We start from the raw sequence: 23,674 nt of genomic DNA, 5'->3' as shown, positions 1-23,674 counted from the left end.
CAAAACAATGCCAAAATTAAAAACGAAATCAGGTGCTAAGAAACGTTTTGCTCTTACCGGAACAGGTAAGATCAAAAGAAAAAACGCTTACAAAAGCCACATCTTAACTAAGAAAGAAACTAAGCAGAAGAGAAATCTTACGTCTACTTCTTACGTAGCTAAAGTGGATGAGAAAAGCGTTCAACGTCAATTAGCAATTAAGTAGTTTTTATAAATCTATATTCGGTTTATAAGAATTCAAACAAATTCACAATTTTAACCCTGAAACGGTGCAAATAAGAGCAATAACACTGCCGCCCTTTTCAAAAAAACAATTTAAATTATGCCAAGATCAGTAAATGCCGTAGCTTCAAGAGCTCGCAGAAAGAAAATTTTTAAGCACGCTAAAGGTTATTTCGGAAGAAGAAAGAACGTTTGGACTGTAGCTAAAAACGCGGTAGAAAAAGCAATGCAATATGCTTACCGTGGTAGAAAAGAGAAAAAGAGAAATTTCAGAGCACTTTGGATCACTCGTATCAACGCGGGAACTAGAGAGCACGGAATGTCTTACTCTCAATTTATGGGAGCTCTTAAAAAGAACAACATCGAACTTAACAGAAAAGTTTTAGCAGATTTAGCAATGAATCACCCTGAAGCTTTCAAAGCTGTTGTAGATCAAGTAAAATAATGTAGAATAGATTTTGTTATCAATATAAGTCCCGGGTTTTCCCGGGATTTTTTTGTTATATACTTTTCAATTTCTTATATGGTAAATTCCATTCTAATTACCATAACAACAGTAAACTTTATGAGTTAGAATTCACAAAAGATGAATTTATCATTAAACATATTCAATAATAAAGAAAAATTTACCTAAATTTTATTTATTTAGCGAATTTTAATCTAACACAATAATAAATTTAATAAAAAGATAAATTATTATTGATAAATCAAACAAACCAACACTATTCAAGTTAATAATCAACAATAAATGATGATTTATTGCTATATTAGCAATCTCTAAAGAAAGTATCAAAAATGAAAAAAGTTGCAGCTTTTTTGCTCACATCCATTGCACTGCAGAATATAAGTGCACAAAGTTTTATTCAAGCTTATAAGGACAGAGCAGATATGGTTACCCAAACCAATATTAGTACAAACCTTCAGGAATTTGCAGGTTTTGGAATTAAAAAAACTGGCACAACAGCCAATAACAATGCTTTTGACTGGCTTAAAAACAAATATCTGTCCTACGGATATACAGCAACTAACATGTCCGAAGATTCTTTTACTTACGGAAGCAACACTTCAAAAAATTTAATTATTACCAAAACGGGAACAGTCTACCCTAACAAATATGTTATTATCTGTGGGCATTATGATACAATTGTAGGCCCTGGAGTAAGTGACAACGGAAGCGGAACTTCCATTATTCTTGAAGCAGCAAGAATATTGAAAAATGTTCCAACAGAATACTCTATCAAGTTTATTCATTTTTCCGGGGAAGAACAGGGGCTTGTGGGAAGTAACCATTATGTAAATAATGTAGCTTATCAGAATGGCAGTCAGGTTTTGGATATAAAACTGGTTTTAAATATTGACCAGGTAGGTGGGCTTATTGGAAATAATAACAATACGATTACCTGCGAAAGAGATACTGGTGGAGTGTCTTCCAACAATGCAGCCTCTACTGCTGTAACACAGGAACTGATGAACTGTACTACCCTTTACTCTCCTCTTCAGACGAATCTTTCGTATGCTTACAGCTCCGATTATATGCCTTTTGAGGCGAAAGGATACACCATTACCGGGTTCTACGAATATCTGAGAAGTGAAAACGAACATACAGTAAGTGATACTTTTGCCAACCTGGATCCTGTATATGTCTTCAATGTAGGAAAAGCAGCTGTGGGAGCTTTACAGCACTTTGCCGTTGCCTCTACAACCAGCAATCTTTTAAGCACTAAAGATACAGCACAACACTCAACAGAAGCCATCAGGTTTTATCCTAATCCGGCTAAAGATCTTGTGACTGTGGAATTTCAGGAAAAAGTAAAACAATTCAAAGTTGAAGTCAACGACATGTCAGGAAATACTGTGTTATCGCTTGAAAACCAGGACAAAATAAATACTTCAGGATTAACAAACGGAGTCTACACCTTTACCATTAAAACCGATAAAGGAAATACTACAAAAAAAATAATCATTAATAAATAATGTCAGGTGGAATATTCTGAATCTGTTTTACATTTAGGAATATTCAGCATTACTTTCATAGAATGAAGAAAATCACTACTTTTTTATTGGCTTCTGTTGCTTTTCAAAGTATTGGAGCTCAAAGTTTCATTCAGGCTTATCAGGACAGGGCGGATATGGTAAATCAAACCAATATTACAACTTACCTTCAGGAATTTGCTAATTTAGGGGTAAAAACTACTGGGTCAGCTGCTAATGCCAACGCCCTGACGTGGCTCAAAAACAAATATCTTTCTTACGGATATACAGCCAGCCAGATTGTAGAAGACCCTTTTACAGCAGGGAGCTATAATTCTAAAAACCTTGTTATTACCAAGACAGGAACTGTATACCCCAATAAATACGTAATCATTTGCGGACATTTCGACAGTATTACCGGCCTGGGAATCAATGATAACGGAAGCGGAACTTCTATTATTCTTGAAGCAGCAAGGATTCTGAAAGATGTTCCGACTGAATATTCTATAAAATTCATTCATTTTTCCGGGGAAGAGCAAGGACTTCTGGGAAGTAAGCATTATGTCAACAATGTGGCTTACCAAAGTGGTGTTCGTGTCCTGGATATTAAACTTGTTTTTAATCTGGATCAGGTAGGCGGTGTGATGGGAAATAACAACAATACTGTTTACTGTGATGAAGATCAAGGCGGACTTTCTTCCAATAATGCCGCTTCGGCTGCTGTAACTCAGGAACTGAGAAACTGCACAGCACTCTACTCTCCTCTTCTGACTGCTGTAGATCCCGCTGCTGATACAGATTACATCCCTTTTGAACAGAAAGGCGAAGTGATTACAGGTTTCTTTGAAAGAATAAGAAGCACCTATCCGCATACAGTGAATGATACTTTTGCCAATACAGATCCTGTATACATTTACAAGATAGGAAAAGCGTCTGTGGGAGCACTGCAGCATTTCGCCGTTGCTACCGGAACATTGGGAACGCATGAAACCGCTGTAAAAAACACACTGGAAAGTGTAAAAATCTATCCAAATCCTGCCAAAGATGTCATCAATATTGAACTTCCGGATTCCGGAATTAAAAATTTCACTTTTGAAATCACGGATTTTCAGGGGCGTTTCATTTTCAGAAGAAACAATGAAACAAGAATTAATGCTTCAGGACTTAAGAACGGAGCTTATATCGGAATTTTAAAAATTGGAGATCAAAAGGTTGTCAGAAAAGTGATGATTGAAAGATAATACAATAATGCAAGCCTCTATTTGTAAATAAAACCTTTGAATAGTTTCAGAGGTTTTTATTTTTATACCAGATCCATATTACAGTATTTACAAAACATTCGCAATAATCAATATGATATTCATAGTAAATATTCTTTTATTTTAAAATATTAAACACTTTATTGTGATTTATTTACTACATTCGTGTTACCAAAATAATATTATTTATATGAAAAAAATCACAACACTTTTATGCTCTGCATTGATGATGCAGAGTGTTGCGGCTCAAACTTTTATTCAGGCTTACAAAGACAGAGCTGACCTGGTAACACAAACCAACATCACCAACAATCTCCAGGAATTCAGTAATTTAGGCGTAAAAACCACAGGTTCAGTAGCGAATACGAATACCCTGAACTGGATTAAAAACAAGTATCTTTCTTACGGCTATACTGCGAGCCAGATAGAAGAAAGTCCTTTTACCTTTGGAAGTACCAGTTCCAAAAATTTAATCATCACCAAAACAGGAACGCTGTATCCTAACAAGTATGTCATTATATGTGGGCATTTCGATACCATTTATGGCCCTGGAGTGAATGATAACGGCAGCGGAACGTCTATTATTCTTGAAGCAGCAAGGATTCTGAAAAACGTTCCTACTGAATATTCTATAAAGTTCATCCATTTTTCAGGTGAAGAACAGGGATTAAAAGGAAGCAGCCATTATGTGAACAACGTAGTATATCAGGGAGGTGTCCGCAAATTGGATATCAAACTGGTCTTCAATCTGGATCAGGTAGGCGGAGTGAAAGGAAATAACAATACAACCGTATATTGTGATGAAGACCAGGGAGGTGTTTCCAGTAACAATGCAGCTTCTGCTGCTGTCACTCAACAACTAAGAAATTGTACAGCACTCTACTCTCCTCTTCTGACTGCTGTAGATCCGGCAGCTGATACGGATTATATTCCTTTCGAACAGAAAGGTGAAGTGATTACCGGATTTTTTGAAAGGATAAGAAGCACTTACCCTCACAGCTCTAAGGATACTTTCACCAATATGGATCCTGTTTATGTATACAAGATCGGAAAAGCAACCGTGGGTGCCTTACAACATTTTGCAGCAGCATCAACTACCATGAGCAAACCTGCTTCAAAAAATTCACTGGAAGCTGTAAAGATCTACCCTAATCCAGCCAATAATATGATTAATATTGACTTACCGGATTCTAAGGGAGTGGATTTCAGCTTTGAAATCAGCAATTCTTTGGGAAGGTCACTTTTGAAAGTCAATAACGAAAGAAAGGTTAATGTTTCATCCCTTCAGAACGGAGTCTATGTTGGAGTTTTGAAAGTGGGCGAAGAAACCCTTGTCAAGAATATTATGATTGAAAGATAAGAAATCAATTCATTGATAATAAAAAAACAGCAGGGGTATTCTATTCCTGCTGTTTTGTTTTAGAAGAGCGTGTTTAAATATTTTTATTTCAAACAGTTATTTTTTAATGCGAGTCCTTTTATTTTAGAAATAATAGCTTGTTCATTAATAAAACCATTTTTGATATCTGCTAATAATTCTTCCAGAGTTATTTTATATACATCCGCTTCATTAAATGACAAAAACCGTATAATTTCTTCTAAGGCTTTATCAAAATCTTTAAGTCCACAATAGGACAGATATTTTATCTGAGATGCTAATTCATTGTGCTTGTCTCTTTGTAATAAATTATCCGCAATATCAATAGCCCATTGATATTCTCCTAGTTTATACCAGCAGTTTGACATGAATAATAGTCTGTAGCTTTCAGATTTTGTAGATAACTTGCTGATATTCTGCAAAATTTCTACAGCGGGCATATATTGCCCGTTATCCATTAAATTCTTAGCTTTCTGTAACCCATCAATCATATCTGAAAGTTTATTTTCTATGATCTTAAAATAACGCTTTTCATTTACCGAAAGAATCTTGTCTTACAATCAAAAAGCGAGTCAATTTTATTGATCTCTGCCTTTAAGAATCTCTTCAATCTCCTCCATTGAAAATCCTTTGGCTTTCAATAAAATTAAAAAGTGATACAACAGATCTGCAGCTTCATTTTTAAAGAGATCATCATTATTGTCTTTTGCTTCTATAACTAGTTCTACGGCTTCCTCGCCTACTTTTTGAGCCATTTTATTGATTCCTCTCTGATATAATGAGTAAGTATATGAGTCTTCAGCCTTTGTATCTATTCTCTGAGAGATTTTTTCTTCCAGTTCATATAGAAATCCTTTGGGACTCTTTTCCCCGAAACAACTAAAACTGCCTGTATGGCAAACCACATTTTTCGGAACGGCTTTAATTAAAATGGTGTCCTGATCGCAGTCGATATCAATACTTTTTACAGTTAAAAAATTACCCGATTCCTCACCTTTTGTCCAGAGTCTGTTTTTGGAACGGCTGAAAAAAGTAACAATTCCTTCTTTTTTTGTTTTCTCAAAAGCTTCCTCATTCATGTAGCCTAGCATCAAAACCTGCAGCGTTCTGTTATCCTGAATGACTACCGGAACAAGCCCGTTATCTTTACTAAAATCTATTTTCATCGTACTTCAATTTTTTGAGTTTTTAACTGTTGTTTCAAATCCTGAATTCCTATTTCATTAAAGTGGAAAATACTGGCTGCCAATCCTCCTGTAGCTTTTGTTTCATTAAATACTTTAACAAAATGATCTACAGCACCAGCTCCCCCAGAAGCAATCACGGGAATGGTAATACTATCTGAAACCAGTTTTGTAATGCGAAGATCAAAGCCATTTTTTGTACCATCTCCATCCATTGAAGTTAGCAGAATTTCTCCTGCTCCAAGGGATTCTGCTTGTTTTGCCCATTCCAGTGTAGAAAGTTCAGTAGCTTCTCTTCCTCCTTTGATATGCACCAGATCTTTGTCGCCTACTTGCCTTGTATCAATAGCAACCACTATACACTGGCTCCCAAATTCTTTAGCCAGATCAGAGATAAGGGACGGATTTTTAACCGCGGAAGAATTGATACTGATTTTGTCTGCCCCGGCTTCCAAAAGCTTTCTTACATCTTCCACAGACGAAATTCCGCCTCCTACCGTAAATGGAATACTGAGCTCTTTGGCAATTTCTTTTACAAGTTCTACAAAAGTCTTCCTGTTTTCAATAGTTGCCGTAATATCAAGGAAAACAAGCTCATCAGCTCCTTCCCGCTCATATTTTTTGGCAAGTTCTACAGGATCCCCTGCATTTTTAAGATCTTCAAAGTTGACTCCCTTTACAGTTGCTCCATCTTTGATATCCAGACATGGAATAATTCTTTTCTTAAGCATTTTCAATAAAATTTTGAAGTTGTTGTAAACTTATTTTTCCCTCATAAATTGCTTTTCCAATGATTGTTCCCGAACAGCCGACATCCTTCATCTTATAGACATCAGCAATACTTGAAATACCGCCGCTTGCTACCAGCTGAACAGATGTTTTATATAAAATTTCAATATAAAGACCTGTTGAAGGACCTTCCAGCATACCGTCTTTTGCAATATCAGTACAAATAGTGGTCTGTATTCCTTTTTCCTGGTACTGAAGGATGAAATCGATGATATCATTGTCACTTTCTTCGAGCCATCCCGAGGTTTTAATCTTTCTGTTATCACAGTCTGCTCCCAGAATAATTTTCTCACCATACTTTTGAATCATTTCATAGCAGAATTCAGGATTTTGCACTGCAATACTTCCTAAAGTGATCTGTTTTGCACCGGAATTAAAGGCTGTTTCAATATCCTCCTGAGTCTTTAATCCTCCTCCAAAGTCGATATGCAACGAAGTGGCATGAGCAATATTTTCCAGAACCTTCTGATTCACGATATGCTTTGATTTTGCCCCGTCAAGATCTACCAGGTGAAGAAACTGAATACCAAAACTTTCAAACTCTTTGGCCATTTCTACAGGGTCTTCATTGTATATTTTCTTTGTATTGTAATCTCCTTTTGATAAACGGACACATTTACCGTCGATAATATCAATAGCCGGAATTATCTTCATCATTATAAATTTATAAAGTTCTTAACGATCTGATTCCCTACCATTCCCGATTTTTCCGGGTGAAACTGTACTGCATAGAAATTGTCTTTCTGCAATGAAGCACTGAATGGCAGGATATAATCACAAACCGATGTTGTATAGTCTGACAGTTCACAATAATAGCTGTGAACAAAATACACATCACTACTCTTTTCTATTCCTGAAAACAGTGGCGAAGTCTGCCCGGAAACGGTATTCCAGCCCATATGCGGAACAATATCCTTTGCTGGAAACTTTCTGACATTGATATCAAAAATCCCCATTCCTTCGGTATCTCCTTCTTCATTTTCTCCACACATCAACTGCATGCCTAGGCATATTCCTAAAACCGGCTGTATAAGACCAGGAATCAACAGATCAAGCTCTTTTTCCTTCAGCAGTTTCATGGTTGATGAAGCCTCTCCCACGCCCGGAAAGATCACTTTGTCAGCTTTTAAAATCTGTTCGGGATCATCGGTGACCACGGAATCAACATTCAGTCTGTTGAGGGCATTCTGAACGGAATTTACATTTCCTCCGTTGTATTTTATTATAGCGATCATATTTATAAACTTCCTTTTGTAGAAGGTAAACTGTAGTTAGCATCCGATTGGTTCACTGCCATTTTAACGGCTTTTGCAAAGGCTTTAAAAATGGATTCAATTTTATGGTGTTCGTTATCTCCTTCTGCTTTGATGTTCAGATTGGACTTTGAAGCATCGGTGAAGGATTTAAAGAAGTGAAAAAACATTTCCGTAGGCATGTCTCCTATTTTTTCTCTTTTAAACGGAGCATCCCATACCAGCCACGGTCTTCCGCCGAAATCGATAGCCACCTGAGAAAGACAGTCATCCATCGGAAGCAGAAAACCATATCGCTCAATACCTTTTTTCTTTCCTAAGGCTTTTAAAATAGCTTCTCCCAGCACAATTCCGGTATCTTCTATCGTGTGGTGTTCATCTACGGCAAGATCACCGTTCACTTTAATCGTAAGATCCATATTTCCGTGTCTGGCAATCTGGTCCAGCATGTGATCAAAAAATTTAAGCCCGGTTGAAATATCTGATTTTCCGTTTCCATCAAGATTGACCGTAATTTCTATGTCTGTTTCATTGGTTTTTCTGGATACTTTAGCCTTTCTCATTCCTGATTTTAAAAACTGATAGATCTCCGACCATTTTAAAGTAGATAGCTCCGCTTCGCTATTTAAGTTTTTGTTAAGATAAATAGCTTTAGTACCTAGATTTTTAGCAAGTTGAACATCGGTATTTCGATCACCAATTACATAGGAATTTTCAAGGTCGTAATTCCCATAAATATATTTTCCGAGCATTCCAACTCCGGGTTTTCTGGTGGGAAGATTTTGGGATTCAAAGCTTCTGTCAATCAAAATATCACTGAAAGTTATCCCTTCATTTTCAAATGCCTGCAACATTTTCTCATGAGGTTTTATGAAATCGTCTTCAGGAAAACTCTCAGTTCCCAATCCATCCTGATTGGTGACCATTACCAATTCATAATCTAATTCATTGACAATTTTTGCAAGATTTTGAAAAACTCCCGGATAAAACTCAAGCTTTTCCAGAGAATCAACCTGAAAATCTGCAGGCGGTTCGATAATAAGCGTTCCGTCGCGGTCTATAAAGAGTACTTTTTTCATTGTTAGATACTTTTTAAAAGATTAATTAATTTTTCATTTTCGGCACGGTTTCCCACATTAATCCTGATACATCCCGGAATGGCCGGATCTCTTCTGCTGGTTAAAACTTCCTCTTCCAGCATTTTTGCATAGACATTATCAACATTTTCCATTCTGATCAGAAAGAAATTGGCATCTGTTGAAAAGACTTCGGAAATACATTGAATTCCTTCAAACTGCTGTTTAAGCCATGTTCTTTCTTCCAGAATACGACTTACGTTCTCCTGAAGTCTGTTTTCTTCCGCGAGAGTCTTTAAAATCAATTCCTGGCTCAAAACATTCACATTATAAGGTGCTTTTACCGTATTAATAAGACTGATAATTTCTTCAGATGCATATGCCATACCTACTCTTGCTCCGGCAATTCCCCATGCTTTAGAGAAGGTTTGCAGCACAATCAGGTTAGAATATTTTTCCAACAACTCAAGACTTGATTTTTTACCAGAGAATTCGATATACGCTTCATCTACCACTACAATTCCGCTGAAATTCTGAATATAAAATTCAATATCATCCACACTGTTTCCGGTAGGGTTATTAGGAGAACATAAAAAGAAAATTTTCAGTGAAGAATCATCTGCCACCTTTAAGAAATTATCTTTTACGATTTCAAAGTTTTCATCCAGATCCAGTTTCAGAATTTTATTTTCATTGATGGCTGCATAGAAACCGTACATCGCAAAGGACGGATTCATCATCAGAATGGCATCTTTTTTAGGCTCGCAAAAAATTTTAATGATAAGATCTATCAGCTCATCACTTCCATTTCCTATGGCGATCTGTGAAGGTGCAACTTTTTTAATCCCTGCAAGCTTGCTTTTAAGCTTTTTCTGGGTAGAATCAGGGTAACGGTTGCATTCTCCAAAAGGGCTTTCATTCGCATCCAGCATTACCGGAGCATTAAATTCATTGTGATCCCTGAAACTGATATATGGCTGTAATTGTAATATATTTTCTCTTACGAGTGTTTTGATACTGTTATTTTTCATTGTATTGTTTATCTAAATCTATTTTAAACCGTTAAGTCCAGGACCTTTATTTTCAAATGGTTTTATGGTTTTGGATTTTTCAACATTTATCATTTTAATCTTATTGATACTGCATTTTTGTGAGCAAACAAACCTTCTGCTTCTGCCATGAGTTCTATGGTTTTTCCCAAATTCTGAAGTCCTTCTTTTGAAAGTTGCTGGAATGTTATTTTCTTCACAAAGCTATCCAGGGATACTCCGCTGTAGTTTTTTGCATAACCATTGGTAGGAAGCGTGTGGTTGGTTCCACTGGCGTAGTCGCCCGCGCTCTCGCAAGAGTAGTTTCCAAGAAAAACCGAACCTGCATTCTCAATCAGCGGAATGTATTTTTCAAAATCAACGATAGCCAAAATAAGGTGTTCAGGAGCATAAAGGTTGCTGAACTCAAGAGCCTCTTTCAGCGTATTGATCAAAATAAAAGAGCTGTTTTCCAAAGCCTGAGCCGCAAATTCATTTCTCGGCAAGTCTATGATCTGACGTTCAATAGCCTTAACCGTCTCTTCAAATACTTTAATATCTGTAGAGATAAAAACCACCTGACTGTCACTGCCGTGTTCTGCCTGTGAAAGAAGATCGGCAGCGCAAAAATCAGGAACAGCCTGCTCATCAGCTATGACAAGAACTTCACTCGGACCGGCTGGCATATCAATGGCAACTCCATACCGTTGTGCATATTCTTTTGCCGCTACCACGAACTGATTTCCAGGACCAAAAATTTTATTAACTGCAGGAATAGTCTCTGTCCCAAAAGTCATCGCTGCAACAGCCTGCGCCCCACCTGTTTTAAAGATTTTCGAAACTCCGCAAAGTTTTGCGGCATACAAAATTGCGGGATTGATATTTCCGTTTTTATCCGGTGGTGTGCAAAGAACAATCTCTTTACAACCTGCAAGATTGGCAGGAACCGCAAGCATCAATACGGTAGAAAATAACGGAGCTGTTCCTCCCGGAATATAAATCCCTACTTTTTCTACTGCACGATTTTCACGCCAGCAAACCACTCCTTTCACTGTCTCAACTTTCTGAATTTCCTGCTTTTGAGAAGCGTGAAATTTAGAAATATTTTCTTTAGCCTGTTGGATAGCCTGTTTCAGTTCATTACTAATCTGTTTTTCTGCGTTTTCAATTTCTTCTTCGGTCACAGAAATGCTTTGAGTGTCTGCTTTATCAAATTTTTTATTGAATTCTCTTAAAGCTTTATCTCCGTTTTTTTCAACTTCTGCAAAAATGTCTGTGATAAGTCCTGAGATTTCTTTCTGTTCCAAAACGGGACGTTTTACTAAGTCTTTCCAGCTGTCTGTTATGGGATATCTATATATTTTCATTGTATTATTTTTAATTGTTTTTTACGCAAAGGCGCAAAGTTTTTAATTCATATATCTTTTTTAAGACGCAAGAAAATCTTAGATTTTCAGCAAGTATGTGAGTATTAAATAGTATTCAATTTTATCGCAGATAAAATCTTTGCGTCTTAAAACAGTCTTAATTTTTATTCTATTGCGTCTTTGCATCGGCCAACATTAAACATTCTTATTTTTTTTAAATAACCATTTTATCAATTGGAATGATTAAGATATCCTGAGCACCATTTTCTTTCAGTTCATCAATCACTTCCCAGAAACGCTCTTCATCAATCACAGAATGAATACTGCTCCAGCCTTCTTCTGCAAGTGGAATCACCGTAGGACTTTTCAATACGGGAAGAACGCCGGCAACTTTCTGTATTTTTTCGTTGGGAACATTCATCAGAATGTATTTTGAATTTTTTGCTTTTAAAACTGCTTTGATTCTGAATACAAATTTTTCAAGAATGGCTTCTTTTTCAGCTGATAATTGAGGCGTTTGAGCCAAAACTGCCTCCGATTTTAGCAAAGTAACCGTTTCTCTTAATCCGTTTTTGAATAAGGTGCTTCCTGAGCTTACAATATCACATATTCCGTCTGCCAGACCGATATTAGGTGCTATTTCTACAGAACCGGAAATCACGTGAATATCTGATACAATTCCCTGGTTTTCTAAAAAGTTTTTCAGAGTGTTAGGATAAGAGGTAGCAATTTTTTTACCCTGGAAATAAGAGATTTCATCGCTTTCTACTTCTTTGGGAACAGCTAATGAAACACGGCATTTTGAAAAGCCAAGTTGCTGGATCGTTTTAATGTTTTTACCTTTTTCAACCAGAAGATTTTCGCCAAGAATGGCTACATCCACCACTCCGTCTTCGAGGTATTGCGGGATGTCTGAGTTCCGGAGATACATGATTTCCATCGGAAAGTTATCTACTGAAACTTTGAGTTGGTCTTTACCGTTGTTGACGAAGATTCCGCAGTCTTTGAGAAGCTGAAGAGATTCTTCGTAAAGCCGGCCGCTTTTTTGGATTGCAATTTTTAATTTACTCATTTTGCCTTTTTTGGGTCCGAGCAAATAAAAACTGATCTGTTGAAATTTCTGATGAGAATTCAGGAAACAAAAAAACCGTCTATTTACTCAGACGGTTTTAATTATTTTTGATTTTAGCACATACTTATATCAATCAATTCCGTCTAGCAGAGATGATGATGATAATGATGTAATGCTAAAAATGTTGGTTTCATTGTATTGAATTATGATGCAAATGTAGGATTTATTTTTAAAATGCAAAGTTTTTTCAAATAATTTTTTGATAAAAATTCATCAACTCTTTTGCAATGGATTGGTCATTAAACTTCTGAACAAACTCGAAACCCTTTTCCTCACGGCGTTTTCGCTCGGATTCATTTTCCCAGAGAAATTTTAATTTGGCTCGGATATCAAGATCGTTCTCAGGATTCACATACACAGAGTCTTTTCCACCTGCTTCAGGCAGACAACTGGTATTGCTGGTAACAACAACAGTTTTCGAGAAAAGTGCCTCAATGACAGGGATTCCAAAGCCTTCAAAGAAGCTAGGATAAACAAAAATATCTGCCAGTTTATAGAGACAGGCCAGCTCATCCATAGAAACGCCCTCAAGGAAAAGCACCTGTTTTTCCATTTTGTTTCTTTTCAGAAAGCGTTCTATTTTCTGATAGTATCCGGTTTTTCGTCCCACCACAACCAATGGAATTTCTGTACCGTTGATCGCTTTTACAACATTCAAAAGGTTTTTACGGTCTTCGATAGTGCCTACATTCAGTACAAATCTTTCGGGAAGCTTAAATTTCTCTTTGACAGCCTTCATTAATTCCGGAGACTGCTGTTCTTTAAAAGCATGATGACATCCCTGATAAATAACTTCAATCTTAGTCTCAGGAACTTTTAAATACTGAATAATATCTTTTTTGGTCTGTTCTGAAATCGCAATGATTTTGTCAGCCGTATCAGCGGCTTTTTTGAATTTCCAGAAATGAATTTTCCTGTCAAAAAAAGAATAATACTGCGGATATCTTACAAAAATCAGATCATGGATGGTAACCACCTTTTTAATAGGCTTTGGATCCCATTTGAGTGGAAGTTCACCTGATAATCCATGAAAAATATCTGCGCCCTGCTTCTGGGCATCTTTACCCATTTTCAGCTGACGTGAAAAGTTTCCTTTTGAGGTTTCAATAAAGTGAACATTCGGGCGTTCCAGAATATCTTTCCCTCTCTCGGACTTATTTTTGTTTAATAACAGATATTCATTCTCCGGTTCATATTCGGAAAGGATTCTTACAAGATTTCTCGAATAGTTTCCCAGGCCGGATGTATTGTGGAAAAACCGTTTGGCATCAAAGGCAATCTTCATCGTTGGATCTGTTTTTGAAATTCCTGAAATGTTCCGAATGTATGTCCTTTTTCTTTCAACCATCCTACAAACGAGTCAAATCTTTCCACCATATCTTTTCCTGAGTTTTTTACCGTAAATCCAGGAAGTTTAAAGGTATCATCTTTAATTTCTGCAAATTCCCAAGGATGGAAATAAATGTTCAGATATTGATCTTTTTTCAAACAATCCGAAGCCAGTTTTTTGTAGAAAAACAAAGGGAAATTGTGAAAGCTTAACCAAAACAAAGGAATCCTGAAGTTAGGAGAAACCGAAGCCGGAATCTGAGTCACATTTCCTTCTTTGAAATAGGTTCTGGATACTTTTAAATTATTATATCTTCCCGGCAAAAATGTAGGGTTGATGGAGGAATTGTATGCGTATCCTGCTTCTTCCACTGCTTTTTCATCTACCGGCATCATTCTCGGCATTCTTAATCCGGTCACTTTTGTGGAAAATAACTCTTCCAGCCTTTCTCTTGATTCTTTCAGGTGTTTGTCTTCAAATTCTGAATGAAACCACGTGTGAGAGGCCAGCTCATGCCCCTCATTCAATAACCTTTCGATAAGGTGTTTGCTATTTTCTGCAAAAACTACTGTGGAAAAAAAAGTAGCTTTAGCATTATGTTTTTTAAGAATATCGAGAATTCTCTCTAATCCTGTCTGTGAAATTGAAATCTGCTTTTCAAAGGGAATTTCACCCTTATATTCCAATGGCATATCAAATTCTTCAATGTCAAAACTCAATAAAACCATTCTAAAAATTTTTGTTTTTAATAATATAATTTGGTCTGTCTTTCACCTGTTTGAATATTTTACCTAAATAAATTCCCATGATTCCGAGGATGATCAACTGAAGCCCTCCAAAGAAAACAATGGTCATAATCAAAGATGCCCAACCTGAAATTTCAGTTTTTGCAATAAATGAGTGAATAACGTATGCTCCATATCCGATTACTGAAAGTGCTGAGAATAAAAATCCCAGATAAGCTGCCAGATAAAGAGGCTTCACGCTAAAAGCCGTAATTCCGGTGAAAGCAAAAGTAAACATCTTTTTGATATTGTAACTGCTTTTCCCTGATAGTCTTTCTGCTGCAGTAAAATCGATTCCTGTTTGTTTGAAACCCATCCAGCTCGTTAATCCTCTAAGGAAGAGATCGTCTTCATTAAAGTTTCTCATGACTTCAACAGCACTCGCATCCAACAATCTGAAATCTGAGCCTCCGCCTTTTGTTAAGTTAACATCTGATAAACTTGATAAAAGCTTGTAAAATAGGTCTGATGTTTTTCTTTTAAAAAATGAAATCTCTTTGGGATACGTTCTAAAGGTAAAAACGACGTCATAACCTTCTTCCCATTTCTGAATCATTTCAGGAATAAGAGCCGGAGGATGCTGAAGATCCCCATCCATAGAAATGACTGCATTTCCGTGGGCATTGTCCATTCCTGCTTTTACAGCCGGCTGATGTCCAAAATTACGGGAAAATTCGATGAATTTTACTTCATCATACTGACTGGAAAGTTCTTCTAATTTTTGTTGAGTATTATCCCTGCTGCCATCATTCACAAATATGATTTCAAAGTCATAATTGTTCAAACCATCAAAAACTTCTTTAATTTTCTGATGGATCATGGCCACGTTTCCTTCTTCGTTATAAGCGGGAATTACAATTGAAATTTTCTTCATATGTATTAATTCAGGCTGTAATTTGTCTCAAAATCTTTAGTCAGAAGTTCATAAGTCACTCTCAACCAGATTACAATACAAGGTACGGCTTTTAACGAATATTTGATAATATAATTCTCTTTTACAAATTTCGGGAAAAGGTCCGAAGTTGAGAAACAGGTAAAAATAATAACAAAAATCAACAATCCAATGATCAATGGTGTTCTTTCTTTCTGAAGGAAAAACCAGATCAGCACTCCTACCACCGCAATAATATACGTAGGAGATTCTGAACTTGAACTGAATAATACCAAAAATAGTAATGTTGAAGCCAAAATCATCAATTGAAAAGCATAATGCTTATATTGCTTTATTCTGATGTAAGGTAAAGCAAAGAGAGGCAATCCGCCTGCTAAAAACACAAGGTTTGAAATGGATGCATCACCTAAAATTCTTCTCACAAAGCCCATTAAAGAGATATCCTGCATATTTCCAAGAACCTGATTTTCGCTATTCTTTTCTACAATAGACTGAAACCAGTCCGAGTAACACTGAATGACAAACTGCGGACTTGAATAGGCCATCGGAAGTACGAAAAATAATATAGCAATGCCAATTCCTGAAAGTATAAATTTAGTTTTGCTTTTAATAAAGAAAAACTGAGTTAATCCTACAATTCCGTAGATTTTTACAAATATTCCTATTAAAATTGCAGTTACGGATTTTACTTCTTTTCTTTCGTAAATATACACTGCAGACAACAACAAAAGACCGGTCAGCGCCACATTGAACTGCAGACTTAAAGCTGCTGTGATGTATTCCTGAAGGCAAAGCAATCCGAAAATGGCTTTCTTACTGTCTGAAAAAGGCAGTTTATAAATTCCGTAGATAAAGATGAAAGTATTGGCAATATTCCAAAGTGAGATTCCCAGCCAATCCGGCATCATGGCAAACGGCGCAATCAAAGCACTGAAAAATACACCATAATGGTTCAGATCAAAATAGAGATCGGGATAATGGATAAATAAGTTTTTCTGATGAATGGTATTAAAGAATACGTTTTTAAAAATCAGATAGTTATTGATCGCATAATCTCCTCTCAGATATTTGGAAATTGCAGTAACAACGGATATAATAAGATAAACCCCAAATATATATTTAGGGTTTAATAGTATTTTAAGAAATTTTTCTTTCAAGATTGTGGTATTAGATTAAAATATTAATCTTAAACGGCTACATTATTCTCTCTCAATGCATCATTCAGAGATGTTTTCTTGTCTGTAGATTCTTTTCTCTGACCAATGATCAGTGCACATGGAACCTGATATTCTCCTGCAGGATACTGTTTTGTATAGCTTCCAGGGATTACTACTGAACGTGCAGGAACTCTTCCTTTGATTTCAATAGGTGTATCTCCAGTAACATCGATAATTTTTGTAGAAGCAGTCAATACCACGTTAGCACCCAGTACAGCTTCTTTTTCTACGTGAACTCCTTCTACAACGATACATCTTGAACCGATAAAGCAGTCATCTTCAATGATTACGGGAGCAGCTTGTAATGGTTCCAATACCCCACCGATACCAACGCCACCGCTCAAGTGAACGTTTTTACCGATCTGTGCACAACTTCCTACTGTTGCCCAGGTATCTACCATTGTTCCGGAATCTACATAAGCACCAATGTTAACGTAAGATGGCATCATAATAACTCCTGGAGCAATGTAAGCACCTTCTCTCGCTACTGCATGTGGAACAACTCTCACCCCTTTTTCAGCATAACCTTTCTTCAAAGGCATTTTGTCATGAAATTCAAACGGGCCTACTTCAATAGTTTCCATTTTCTGGATCGGAAAATACATTACTACAGCTTTTTTCACCCATTCATTTACCTGCCATCCGTTTTCTGTAGGTTCTGCAGTACGAAGTTCCCCTTTATCAACTAAAGAAATGACTTCTCTGATCGCCTTCTGGCTGTCTTCATTCTGCAATAATTCTCTGTTGTCCCAGATATTTTCAATAGTTTGTTGTAACGACATGTTTCTTATTTAAAATTATACCGCCCAAAGATACAAAAAAGTTCAGCAAAACAGGTTGTAACATCATGCATTTAATAAAGACTCAACATGCGCCTCACCTTCTTTTTGTAGGCGATGTAAATTTCTCCATGTACTTTTAAGAGATACTCTTCTTCAAGCCTGATCTGGATCTGCATCAACATACTTCCCGTCAGTAGAAAAGCAAAAGCAATTACGGTAGGGAAAGCAAGGAAAAATCCAATAAGGCTTATGGTCATTCCCAGAAATATAGGATTTCTTGAAAACCTGAATAATCCGTGAGTTATCAGTTCTGTTTTTGCTGAGTTATCAATTCCAATCCTCCATGAGTTTTTCATTTGTAACTGGGCAATAACAACCCAAATCAATGCCATCATCATTAAACCCAACCCTGTGTATTGAATGAGATCATATTCCAGCACATTGATTTTAAAAGCAGGGAAAATGTCTTTCGGAAAAAATAAAAGAAGTATTGTATAGATAAACAAAGCAAATAGAACCAGTTTAAAATACAATCCCACAAGTCCATATGCAGAATCATCTTTGGGAAGAACATTAGGATTTTTGCCAATCTGTCTGGCTACTTTATAACTAATTCCAACAAAGGAAATGATAAAGAAGATTATGAAATATAAAGGAATAAAGAATCTGATGAAATCTGCCATATGATAATAGTTTTGGACAAATTTCATAAGTTTTGGGATGCAATGCTATTGCAATGACAAGAATATTATTGATTTGCAGAAATGCGCAATTGTAAAACCTGGCAATTCCCCTCCACCGGAGGTGTGGCAAAAATTCAGAGAATTTTTGACGGGGTGGTTAAAGAAGAAGATTATGTAAGTTTTGGCTAAAGCCCATTTCTATTGATAGAATATTTACAACACTCTTTGAGCATGAAGATAGGCCTTATTCCAGTATTTTTCATTCAGGGATGAAATGATTACGCCTTTTGAGGTAGAAGCATGAATGAATTTCACTTCTCCATCAGGGCCAATATCATGAACAATTCCCACATGGGATACTCTGCTTCCTCCGGCTGTCGCAAAAAACAACAGATCACCCGGTTTTACGTCTTTGATATCAATATTCTTTCCGGCATCGGCCTGATCAGAAGATCTTCTGGGAAGATTAAAATTATTTTCTTCAAATACTTTTACCGTAAATCCCGAACAGTCAAATCCTGAAGAAGTATTTCCTCCAAATTTATATGGTGTTCCGATATACTTTTCTGCATCTTTCAAAATATCATTGATGGACCTGGAAACACTGCCATTAAATTTTGAATCCAGTTTTCTGAGATTTTCAGCCTTCGCTACGGCTTTTGTATTTGACTTTTTGCTCGCAGAAGCACTTTTCGAGGATCCACAGGAAACCATAAAAACAGCAGCTGCCAGGGTAACCACCAACTGCTTTACTTTTATTTTTTGTTGAAATAATTCCGCTCCCATATTCTTCTGATTTATAATTAATTAACAAAATTTATCACAAATATACATTTTATAATTTAATTATGGTATAACTATACTACAACTATATTATAAATATATGTTAAAATTTTGATTTTCATTATTTATTGGTATATTTGATTTCTATTTTAAAGATATGGCAACCTATGAAAGTGTAATCAAGATCACAGGAGCAGTAGGCGATCTGGTATTTTATACTCTGAATGGCAAAAATGTGGTTCGGAAGAAAAGCGGGTTTAATAAAGCTGCGTTTAAAAAGAATCCATCCTATGAGAAAGTAAGACAGAACAGTTCTGAATTCGGACACTGTTCCAAAATGGGGAAAATGATCCGGAAAAGTCTGGAAGTATATGTTAAAGAAACAGGTGATCCTCTACTCTACCAGAAATTTGCAAAGGTGATGACTGCTATCAAAGATTTAGATAACACTTCTGAAAGAGGAAAAAGAACGGTTGAAAACGGCTTAAAGACTGAAAAAGGAAGAAAACTCCTGAGAGATTTTCAATGGGGAACGGTCAGGAAGGTTTCAGATTGTGTAAGAATGGAAGATCAGGTTCTGTATAAAAATGACCATTGTACATCAGAATATACTATGATTATGACGATGAAATTAGATTCTGAAAATTATAATATAGAAAGTAATGAAGAAATAATCAGCTGGAACACACAACAGAATCCATCTTTTAAAAAGTATTTTTCTGAGGATGGTCTTCTCTATTTTATAGCATTAAAGGATGAAAATGATAAAATTACCCATATGGGATTTGTTTAAATAAAGAAGTCTGCAGTATATTCTGCAGACTTCTTGTTTTATTTCTTTTCTCCTTTCCAGCTTCCTGATACGGCAGGTGTTGGAAGTGAGTTGGACCAGTTTCCGTTTCCTTTTTTTTCTGTGGTTAACGTTCCTTTGAAATCTCCTTGTGAAGGAAGCCCCACTCTGGCGTTAAGATCTCCTGTCTCACTTAAATTTCCGGTAATGCTGTAGTTTTCATTATTAACATCAGAATGCATTGTTCCTACCACTTTACCACTTTCATCTACCACAAAGTTCCAAACTCCTTTGTCTGCTCCTTCATAAGAACCAGACCATGTTCCTACATAATCATAAATAGTATCATCATCAGAGCTGCAACCGATAAATAAAAACGCCGTTAATAAAAGTAAAAAAAGTTTCTTCATAGTTTCAGTAGTTTTATAACCTAAAATCCTGTTATTCTTCTGTACTTTCCTTCTAGAGACCCAGTCAGAGAGAATATTGCTTAATATTTATTATTTTTTTGTTTCGTGCAAATCTACTAATTTTTTCATTCAAATTATCTGAATTTTAATTAGCACCCAATATGTTTATTAAAAAACGACATATTTCGGCTAAAATACAAATATTTTTCAAACAAATAGAGTGTCTATAAATTTTGAGTTATTTTAAAATTTATACGTTAAACTTAATATTAATATGTTTAATATCCATTTACAATTAGTTTATATTAGATTTCATGTCGTTTGCATTCTATTTTAAAGATATTTCTTACCTTAGTGAAAAATTTAACCTTTTTCAAAAAATAACATGAAAACAAAAACATTATTTTTGGCAGCACTTGCTATTTGTGGAAGTTCAACAGCGCAGGTTGGAATCAATACCGCCACTCCAAGTCATACTTTGGATGTGAATGGTCTGGTAAGAGTAAGAGGACTTTCAAATGCTGAAAAAAAGATTGTTGCGGCAGATGCACAAGGAGTTTTAACGCTTATTTCTCCAGAAGAAATTTTTGCGCCAAAGGCTATACTGAACACATCTACCTCTTCCAGTGAACAAAGATCGACTGTATACGAAGGAAAATGCTTCCAACCTGGCGACAATGCTTCTTCCTGTACCGTTTCTGTAAACCATTACTCTTCCTGTGCGGGATTCAGTAATCCTGTTGACACTCAAATTATTGTAGGGCAGGGAATTAATACAGGAAACGGACAATTTCTAGGAACATGGACAGCCCGATATGTTGATAATAAAGGGTTTGCCAATGCAACTGCTGTGGCTAATCAGACAGCACCTGACTATCCCAGAATCTCTTATCCAAGTACCAATACAGTGAACTATTTAGGAAGTGGAAATTTTGCGGGTCAATGTAATACAGATTTGGTTACTACCATCAATCAGGCCACCGGAGATATAAAAGTAGAGTCTGTAAAGCGAAGCATGTACGCACACCTTGTGTACCTTATTAATATTGCCCGCTCCAGATCTTTATAATAGTTGATATTTGATTTCAAAAAGGCAGCCACAATATTTTCATTGTGGCTGTTTTTGTTAAATGAAAAACCCTCTGAAAAGAGGGCTTTGATTTATCTTGGAAAAGGAAGCGTTACCGGATAGCAACCACAAAGACAGTCCCATTGATCAAAATCTTCTGAACAAACACCAATGGCTTCACATCTCCATAAAGCACCTGGAGGACATTGTGGAACATTAGGTCCTGCTCCTTTAACTGTTTTTAATTCTTCTCTCGAGATTTTCTTTAAATTTTTCATGGTTTAAAATGTTTTAGTTCATTTCAAATATAAGAATATTCATTAAACGGTAATTTAATTTGTGAAAAATTTAACTTTTCAAACAAAAAGCCTCCAAAAAGAGGCTAAAAACTATTATTGAATGAATGAAAAACTTATCCCAAATGTATGAAATATCCATCCCGGCTTTTATGAGTACAGTCATAAATCAGCTTTTTTCCATAATTCCTAATTAATAATTTCTCCTTGACTGTTGTCCAGTTTTTCACGGAATTTCTGAAGATCTTCCGGACTGGGCCTACTCCACTCTGTAATTTCTCCGATAATTTTCAAAGGCATTTCGGAGCGATAAGATCGGGTTGGATTTCCCGGAAACTTCTTATCTGTTACATTGGGATCATTTTCGAAATTCCCTGTGGGTTCTACAATATAAACACGCTCTGCTCCATCGCCTTTTGCCAGTGCAGCAGCAAGCCCTGCTCCATTGATTAAAGCAGTGAAATAAATATGATTCATTTTGAATTCTGATTTGTAATTAGAATTTCCTCCCGCTGTCAACAGTTCTCCGATCTGTAAGTCGGCTTTTGTTCCGTGGTAAAAAGGACCTTTATCAGACGGATGTTTTTGAAGTAACTCTGACAATTCAGCATTGTTTTTTGATTTTTCATGATCTCCTAACTCATTATAGCATCTGGAAATATTCAGGTAAAGAGAAGGTAATGCACTTTTAACAGTATCATCATTTATTTTTAAGGCAAACTTTAAGGAAGTTTCAAACCATTTCAACTGATCAGCGGTGGTTTTCTGGTGATGTGACAGATAATAAGCTGCCAGAAACTTTTCATGATCGTCTGATGCATCTTCCCAGGCTTTTAAAAATAATTGAGCTGCTTCTTCAGGCATTCCCTTGTCTTCAAAGCTCATCCCTTGCAGACAAAGCTTGATCACAGGATTAAAAGGAGAAAATTCCATGTTTTATTTTTTTTCCAAATCTAGTTTATTCTATTGGAATTCTTTATTTAAAAATGTATAGTTGGAAAATTGAGAAAATAAAAGATCCTTTTTGTAGTTTAAACACATGCCTAAGAACAGGAATAATATGAGAATGCCTAGTATAAGTTTATCTAGAATCTTTGAGATGGATATGACTAGAAGTTTCCTGCAAATATAACAAAAAAGCCCTCTCAAAGAGAAGGCTTCTGCTATATAAAAGTTTTTATTACGATCCTATTGGAACGCAAGAGCAAACACAATCATAAATACCCTGGTCTGGATCACAAACATAGATCGATTCGCATTTAAGATAGTATTTTGCAGGACATGTAATTGGAGTCCCTGCTCCCTGAACATTTTTCATTTGATCTCTTGTAATTTTCTTTAGATTTTTCATAGTTATTTATTAATGTATTAGTTTTTAGTACCTTCAAATATAACTAAATAAAATTAATCACAAAACAATTGAAAATTTTTCTTTACGATTCTTTATCAATAAGAAATAGGCCTTGCTGATCCAAAGTTAAAATCTTTCTTCTGTGTTAACCGTTATTGTTTTTGATAAAGATTAATACAATTACCAAAAAAGCTGAATATATAAAAAACCTTTATAAAAAGGGCTTTATTGTCGTGGATAATACCGGATTAGAACTCCCTATTGTAAACCTGCATTTAAAAGATTTTAATTAACCCGAAATACAAATCGCCACGATTTCTTGAGAAACAGGAAATCTAAATTATATAGCCGGAAATTACTTTCACATCCTATTAAATATTTTTAATTTTAAGTCTTAACTGGCCAGGCAGAAATGAAAAATTATATACAATTTTTGAAATTCATAGAATAAACGTTTAACCAAAATTAATAATTACCATAAGATAATTTAACAAATGGTTAATATTACAATAGTCAACAAAATGTAAACAATTGTAAATCAAAGTTTTAATCAGAATGATAAAATTTGCGAAATTACACTATTTTTTTTAACTACCAAATAAATTACACTATTGTTTTTTTACTATT

The 23,674-nt window shown here is 35.8% G+C and carries 27 protein-coding genes; 7 read left to right on the top strand and 20 right to left on the bottom strand.

Annotation, left to right across the window (positions count from 1 at the left end):
* Nucleotides 1–7: 7 nt before the first annotated feature.
* The 5 genes from rpmI to DEU39_RS04255 all read left to right on the top strand — a co-directional run bounded on the left by rpmI (nt 8) and on the right by DEU39_RS04255 (nt 4,812).
* The gene (gene rpmI, locus DEU39_RS04275) at nt 8–205 is read left to right on the top strand and encodes a 50S ribosomal protein L35 (RefSeq protein WP_034694453.1); all 198 of its coding nucleotides are present in this window, start codon (nt 8–10) and stop codon (nt 203–205) included.
* A 117-nt stretch (nt 206–322) separates the two neighbouring features.
* On the top strand, nt 323–667 hold the full coding sequence (rplT, locus tag DEU39_RS04270) for a 50S ribosomal protein L20 (protein WP_002979659.1): 345 nt from the start codon (nt 323–325) through the stop codon (nt 665–667).
* A 350-nt stretch (nt 668–1,017) separates the two neighbouring features.
* On the top strand, nt 1,018–2,196 hold the full coding sequence (locus DEU39_RS04265) for a M28 family peptidase (RefSeq protein WP_062669758.1): 1,179 nt from the start codon (nt 1,018–1,020) through the stop codon (nt 2,194–2,196).
* A 62-nt stretch (nt 2,197–2,258) separates the two neighbouring features.
* Entirely contained in the window at nt 2,259–3,434 is a 1,176-nt protein-coding gene (locus DEU39_RS04260) for a M28 family peptidase (RefSeq protein WP_120231057.1), read from the top strand.
* A gap of 208 nt (nt 3,435–3,642) precedes the next feature.
* Nucleotides 3,643–4,812, top strand: a complete 1,170-nt coding sequence (locus DEU39_RS04255) for a M20/M25/M40 family metallo-hydrolase (protein WP_120231056.1) — start codon at nt 3,643–3,645, stop codon at nt 4,810–4,812.
* A gap of 83 nt (nt 4,813–4,895) precedes the next feature.
* On the opposite strand, the gene DEU39_RS04250 is transcribed toward DEU39_RS04255, so the two are convergent.
* The 16 genes from DEU39_RS04250 to DEU39_RS04175 form a co-directional block, all read right to left on the bottom strand.
* Nucleotides 4,896–5,321 (bottom strand): tetratricopeptide repeat protein, encoded by a 426-nt coding sequence (locus DEU39_RS04250; RefSeq protein WP_120231055.1) that lies wholly within the window; start codon nt 5,319–5,321, stop codon nt 4,896–4,898.
* 87 nt (nt 5,322–5,408) lie between these two features.
* The gene (gene hisIE / locus DEU39_RS04245) at nt 5,409–5,996 is read right to left on the bottom strand and encodes a bifunctional phosphoribosyl-AMP cyclohydrolase/phosphoribosyl-ATP diphosphatase HisIE (protein ID WP_120231054.1); all 588 of its coding nucleotides are present in this window, start codon (nt 5,994–5,996) and stop codon (nt 5,409–5,411) included.
* Entirely contained in the window at nt 5,993–6,745 is a 753-nt protein-coding gene (gene hisF, locus DEU39_RS04240) for an imidazole glycerol phosphate synthase subunit HisF (protein WP_120231053.1), read from the bottom strand. Before hisF ends, hisIE begins: the two co-directional genes overlap by 4 nt.
* Nucleotides 6,738–7,457 carry a 1-(5-phosphoribosyl)-5-[(5-phosphoribosylamino)methylideneamino]imidazole-4-carboxamide isomerase gene (hisA, locus tag DEU39_RS04235; RefSeq protein WP_120231052.1) on the bottom strand — a complete coding sequence of 240 codons (720 nt, stop codon included), beginning with the start codon at nt 7,455–7,457 and terminating at the stop codon, nt 6,738–6,740. Before hisA ends, hisF begins: the two co-directional genes overlap by 8 nt.
* 2 nt (nt 7,458–7,459) lie before the next feature.
* Nucleotides 7,460–8,038 (bottom strand): imidazole glycerol phosphate synthase subunit HisH, encoded by a 579-nt coding sequence (gene hisH / locus DEU39_RS04230; protein ID WP_120231051.1) that lies wholly within the window; start codon nt 8,036–8,038, stop codon nt 7,460–7,462.
* 2 nt (nt 8,039–8,040) lie between these two features.
* Entirely contained in the window at nt 8,041–9,135 is a 1,095-nt protein-coding gene (gene hisB, locus DEU39_RS04225) for a bifunctional histidinol-phosphatase/imidazoleglycerol-phosphate dehydratase HisB (RefSeq protein WP_120231050.1), read from the bottom strand.
* A gap of 2 nt (nt 9,136–9,137) precedes the next feature.
* Nucleotides 9,138–10,163 carry a histidinol-phosphate transaminase gene (hisC, locus tag DEU39_RS04220; RefSeq protein WP_120231049.1) on the bottom strand — a complete coding sequence of 342 codons (1,026 nt, stop codon included), beginning with the start codon at nt 10,161–10,163 and terminating at the stop codon, nt 9,138–9,140.
* An 89-nt stretch (nt 10,164–10,252) separates the two neighbouring features.
* Complete coding sequence (gene hisD / locus DEU39_RS04215; protein WP_120231048.1) at nt 10,253–11,527, bottom strand: histidinol dehydrogenase; 1,275 nt, start codon at nt 11,525–11,527, stop codon at nt 10,253–10,255.
* A 214-nt stretch (nt 11,528–11,741) separates the two neighbouring features.
* Nucleotides 11,742–12,599, bottom strand: coding sequence for an ATP phosphoribosyltransferase (gene hisG, locus DEU39_RS04210; protein WP_120231047.1), 858 nt, complete (start codon nt 12,597–12,599; stop codon nt 11,742–11,744).
* Nucleotides 12,600–12,846: 247 nt separating this feature from the next.
* Entirely contained in the window at nt 12,847–13,944 is a 1,098-nt protein-coding gene (locus tag DEU39_RS04205; protein WP_120232187.1) for a glycosyltransferase family 4 protein, read from the bottom strand.
* Nucleotides 13,941–14,717 carry a polysaccharide deacetylase family protein gene (locus tag DEU39_RS04200; RefSeq protein WP_062669784.1) on the bottom strand — a complete coding sequence of 259 codons (777 nt, stop codon included), beginning with the start codon at nt 14,715–14,717 and terminating at the stop codon, nt 13,941–13,943. The genes DEU39_RS04205 and DEU39_RS04200 overlap by 4 nt, the downstream gene beginning before the upstream one ends.
* Nucleotide 14,718: 1 nt before the next feature.
* Entirely contained in the window at nt 14,719–15,648 is a 930-nt protein-coding gene (locus DEU39_RS04195) for a glycosyltransferase family 2 protein (protein ID WP_120231046.1), read from the bottom strand.
* A 5-nt stretch (nt 15,649–15,653) separates the two neighbouring features.
* Complete coding sequence (locus tag DEU39_RS04190) at nt 15,654–16,823, bottom strand: glycosyltransferase family 87 protein (RefSeq protein ID WP_120231045.1); 1,170 nt, start codon at nt 16,821–16,823, stop codon at nt 15,654–15,656.
* 29 nt (nt 16,824–16,852) lie between these two features.
* Nucleotides 16,853–17,665, bottom strand: a complete 813-nt coding sequence (locus DEU39_RS04185) for a 2,3,4,5-tetrahydropyridine-2,6-dicarboxylate N-succinyltransferase (protein ID WP_062669791.1) — start codon at nt 17,663–17,665, stop codon at nt 16,853–16,855.
* A 71-nt stretch (nt 17,666–17,736) separates the two neighbouring features.
* Nucleotides 17,737–18,348: a methyltransferase family protein gene (locus tag DEU39_RS04180; protein ID WP_228436627.1), complete on the bottom strand. Its 612-nt coding sequence runs from the start codon at nt 18,346–18,348 to the stop codon at nt 17,737–17,739.
* Nucleotides 18,349–18,561: 213 nt separating this feature from the next.
* A complete protein-coding gene (locus tag DEU39_RS04175) occupies nt 18,562–19,134 on the bottom strand; it encodes a C40 family peptidase (RefSeq protein ID WP_062669794.1) in 573 nt (190 codons plus the stop codon).
* Between the two features lie 154 nt (nt 19,135–19,288).
* On the opposite strand from DEU39_RS04175, the gene DEU39_RS04170 reads away from it, so the two are divergent.
* Nucleotides 19,289–19,924: a hypothetical protein gene (locus tag DEU39_RS04170; protein ID WP_120231043.1), complete on the top strand. Its 636-nt coding sequence runs from the start codon at nt 19,289–19,291 to the stop codon at nt 19,922–19,924.
* A 38-nt stretch (nt 19,925–19,962) separates the two neighbouring features.
* On the opposite strand, the gene DEU39_RS04165 is transcribed toward DEU39_RS04170, so the two are convergent.
* A complete protein-coding gene (locus DEU39_RS04165; RefSeq protein ID WP_034694405.1) occupies nt 19,963–20,331 on the bottom strand; it encodes a hypothetical protein in 369 nt (122 codons plus the stop codon).
* A gap of 385 nt (nt 20,332–20,716) precedes the next feature.
* On the opposite strand from DEU39_RS04165, the gene DEU39_RS04160 reads away from it, so the two are divergent.
* The gene (locus DEU39_RS04160) at nt 20,717–21,400 is read left to right on the top strand and encodes a hypothetical protein (protein WP_062669796.1); all 684 of its coding nucleotides are present in this window, start codon (nt 20,717–20,719) and stop codon (nt 21,398–21,400) included.
* 92 nt (nt 21,401–21,492) lie between these two features.
* Here the strand turns inward: DEU39_RS04160 and DEU39_RS04155 are convergent, their stop codons facing one another.
* The 3 genes from DEU39_RS04155 to DEU39_RS24815 form a co-directional block, all read right to left on the bottom strand.
* Nucleotides 21,493–21,678: a bacteriocin-like protein gene (locus DEU39_RS04155; protein WP_062669797.1), complete on the bottom strand. Its 186-nt coding sequence runs from the start codon at nt 21,676–21,678 to the stop codon at nt 21,493–21,495.
* A 207-nt stretch (nt 21,679–21,885) separates the two neighbouring features.
* A complete protein-coding gene (gene arr, locus DEU39_RS24820) occupies nt 21,886–22,299 on the bottom strand; it encodes an NAD(+)--rifampin ADP-ribosyltransferase (protein ID WP_410493208.1) in 414 nt (137 codons plus the stop codon).
* A gap of 577 nt (nt 22,300–22,876) precedes the next feature.
* Complete coding sequence (locus DEU39_RS24815) at nt 22,877–23,047, bottom strand: bacteriocin-like protein (RefSeq protein ID WP_409993834.1); 171 nt, start codon at nt 23,045–23,047, stop codon at nt 22,877–22,879.
* Nucleotides 23,048–23,674: the final 627 nt, after the last annotated feature.

The organism is Chryseobacterium sp. AG363 (genome assembly GCF_003610675.1).
Lineage (GTDB): Bacteria > Bacteroidota > Bacteroidia > Flavobacteriales > Weeksellaceae > Chryseobacterium > Chryseobacterium cucumeris.
This window is presented reverse-complemented; position numbering and strand designations above follow the sequence as displayed.

Excerpts from the sequence above, each read along its gene's own strand:
- rpmI (WP_034694453.1), top strand. The coding sequence starts at position 8 with ATGCCAAAATTAAAAACGAAATCAGGTGCTAAGAAACGTTTTGCTCTT.
- rplT (WP_002979659.1), top strand. The coding sequence starts at position 323 with ATGCCAAGATCAGTAAATGCCGTAGCTTCAAGAGCTCGCAGAAAGAAA.
- DEU39_RS04265 (WP_062669758.1), top strand. The coding sequence starts at position 1,018 with ATGAAAAAAGTTGCAGCTTTTTTGCTCACATCCATTGCACTGCAGAAT.
- DEU39_RS04260 (WP_120231057.1), top strand. The coding sequence starts at position 2,259 with ATGAAGAAAATCACTACTTTTTTATTGGCTTCTGTTGCTTTTCAAAGT.
- DEU39_RS04255 (WP_120231056.1), top strand. The coding sequence starts at position 3,643 with ATGAAAAAAATCACAACACTTTTATGCTCTGCATTGATGATGCAGAGT.
- DEU39_RS04250 (WP_120231055.1), bottom strand. The coding sequence starts at position 5,321 with ATGATTGATGGGTTACAGAAAGCTAAGAATTTAATGGATAACGGGCAA.
- hisIE (WP_120231054.1), bottom strand. The coding sequence starts at position 5,996 with ATGAAAATAGATTTTAGTAAAGATAACGGGCTTGTTCCGGTAGTCATT.
- hisF (WP_120231053.1), bottom strand. The coding sequence starts at position 6,745 with ATGCTTAAGAAAAGAATTATTCCATGTCTGGATATCAAAGATGGAGCA.
- hisA (WP_120231052.1), bottom strand. The coding sequence starts at position 7,457 with ATGAAGATAATTCCGGCTATTGATATTATCGACGGTAAATGTGTCCGT.
- hisH (WP_120231051.1), bottom strand. The coding sequence starts at position 8,038 with ATGATCGCTATAATAAAATACAACGGAGGAAATGTAAATTCCGTTCAG.
- hisB (WP_120231050.1), bottom strand. The coding sequence starts at position 9,135 with ATGAAAAAAGTACTCTTTATAGACCGCGACGGAACGCTTATTATCGAA.
- hisC (WP_120231049.1), bottom strand. The coding sequence starts at position 10,163 with ATGAAAAATAACAGTATCAAAACACTCGTAAGAGAAAATATATTACAA.
- hisD (WP_120231048.1), bottom strand. The coding sequence starts at position 11,527 with ATGAAAATATATAGATATCCCATAACAGACAGCTGGAAAGACTTAGTA.
- hisG (WP_120231047.1), bottom strand. The coding sequence starts at position 12,599 with ATGAGTAAATTAAAAATTGCAATCCAAAAAAGCGGCCGGCTTTACGAA.
- DEU39_RS04205 (WP_120232187.1), bottom strand. The coding sequence starts at position 13,944 with ATGAAGATTGCCTTTGATGCCAAACGGTTTTTCCACAATACATCCGGC.
- DEU39_RS04200 (WP_062669784.1), bottom strand. The coding sequence starts at position 14,717 with ATGGTTTTATTGAGTTTTGACATTGAAGAATTTGATATGCCATTGGAA.
- DEU39_RS04195 (WP_120231046.1), bottom strand. The coding sequence starts at position 15,648 with ATGAAGAAAATTTCAATTGTAATTCCCGCTTATAACGAAGAAGGAAAC.
- DEU39_RS04185 (WP_062669791.1), bottom strand. The coding sequence starts at position 17,665 with ATGTCGTTACAACAAACTATTGAAAATATCTGGGACAACAGAGAATTA.
- DEU39_RS04180 (WP_228436627.1), bottom strand. The coding sequence starts at position 18,348 with ATGGCAGATTTCATCAGATTCTTTATTCCTTTATATTTCATAATCTTC.
- DEU39_RS04175 (WP_062669794.1), bottom strand. The coding sequence starts at position 19,134 with ATGGGAGCGGAATTATTTCAACAAAAAATAAAAGTAAAGCAGTTGGTG.
- DEU39_RS04170 (WP_120231043.1), top strand. The coding sequence starts at position 19,289 with ATGGCAACCTATGAAAGTGTAATCAAGATCACAGGAGCAGTAGGCGAT.
- DEU39_RS04165 (WP_034694405.1), bottom strand. The coding sequence starts at position 20,331 with ATGAAGAAACTTTTTTTACTTTTATTAACGGCGTTTTTATTTATCGGT.
- DEU39_RS04160 (WP_062669796.1), top strand. The coding sequence starts at position 20,717 with ATGAAAACAAAAACATTATTTTTGGCAGCACTTGCTATTTGTGGAAGT.
- DEU39_RS04155 (WP_062669797.1), bottom strand. The coding sequence starts at position 21,678 with ATGAAAAATTTAAAGAAAATCTCGAGAGAAGAATTAAAAACAGTTAAA.
- DEU39_RS24815 (WP_409993834.1), bottom strand. The coding sequence starts at position 23,047 with ATGAAAAATCTAAAGAAAATTACAAGAGATCAAATGAAAAATGTTCAG.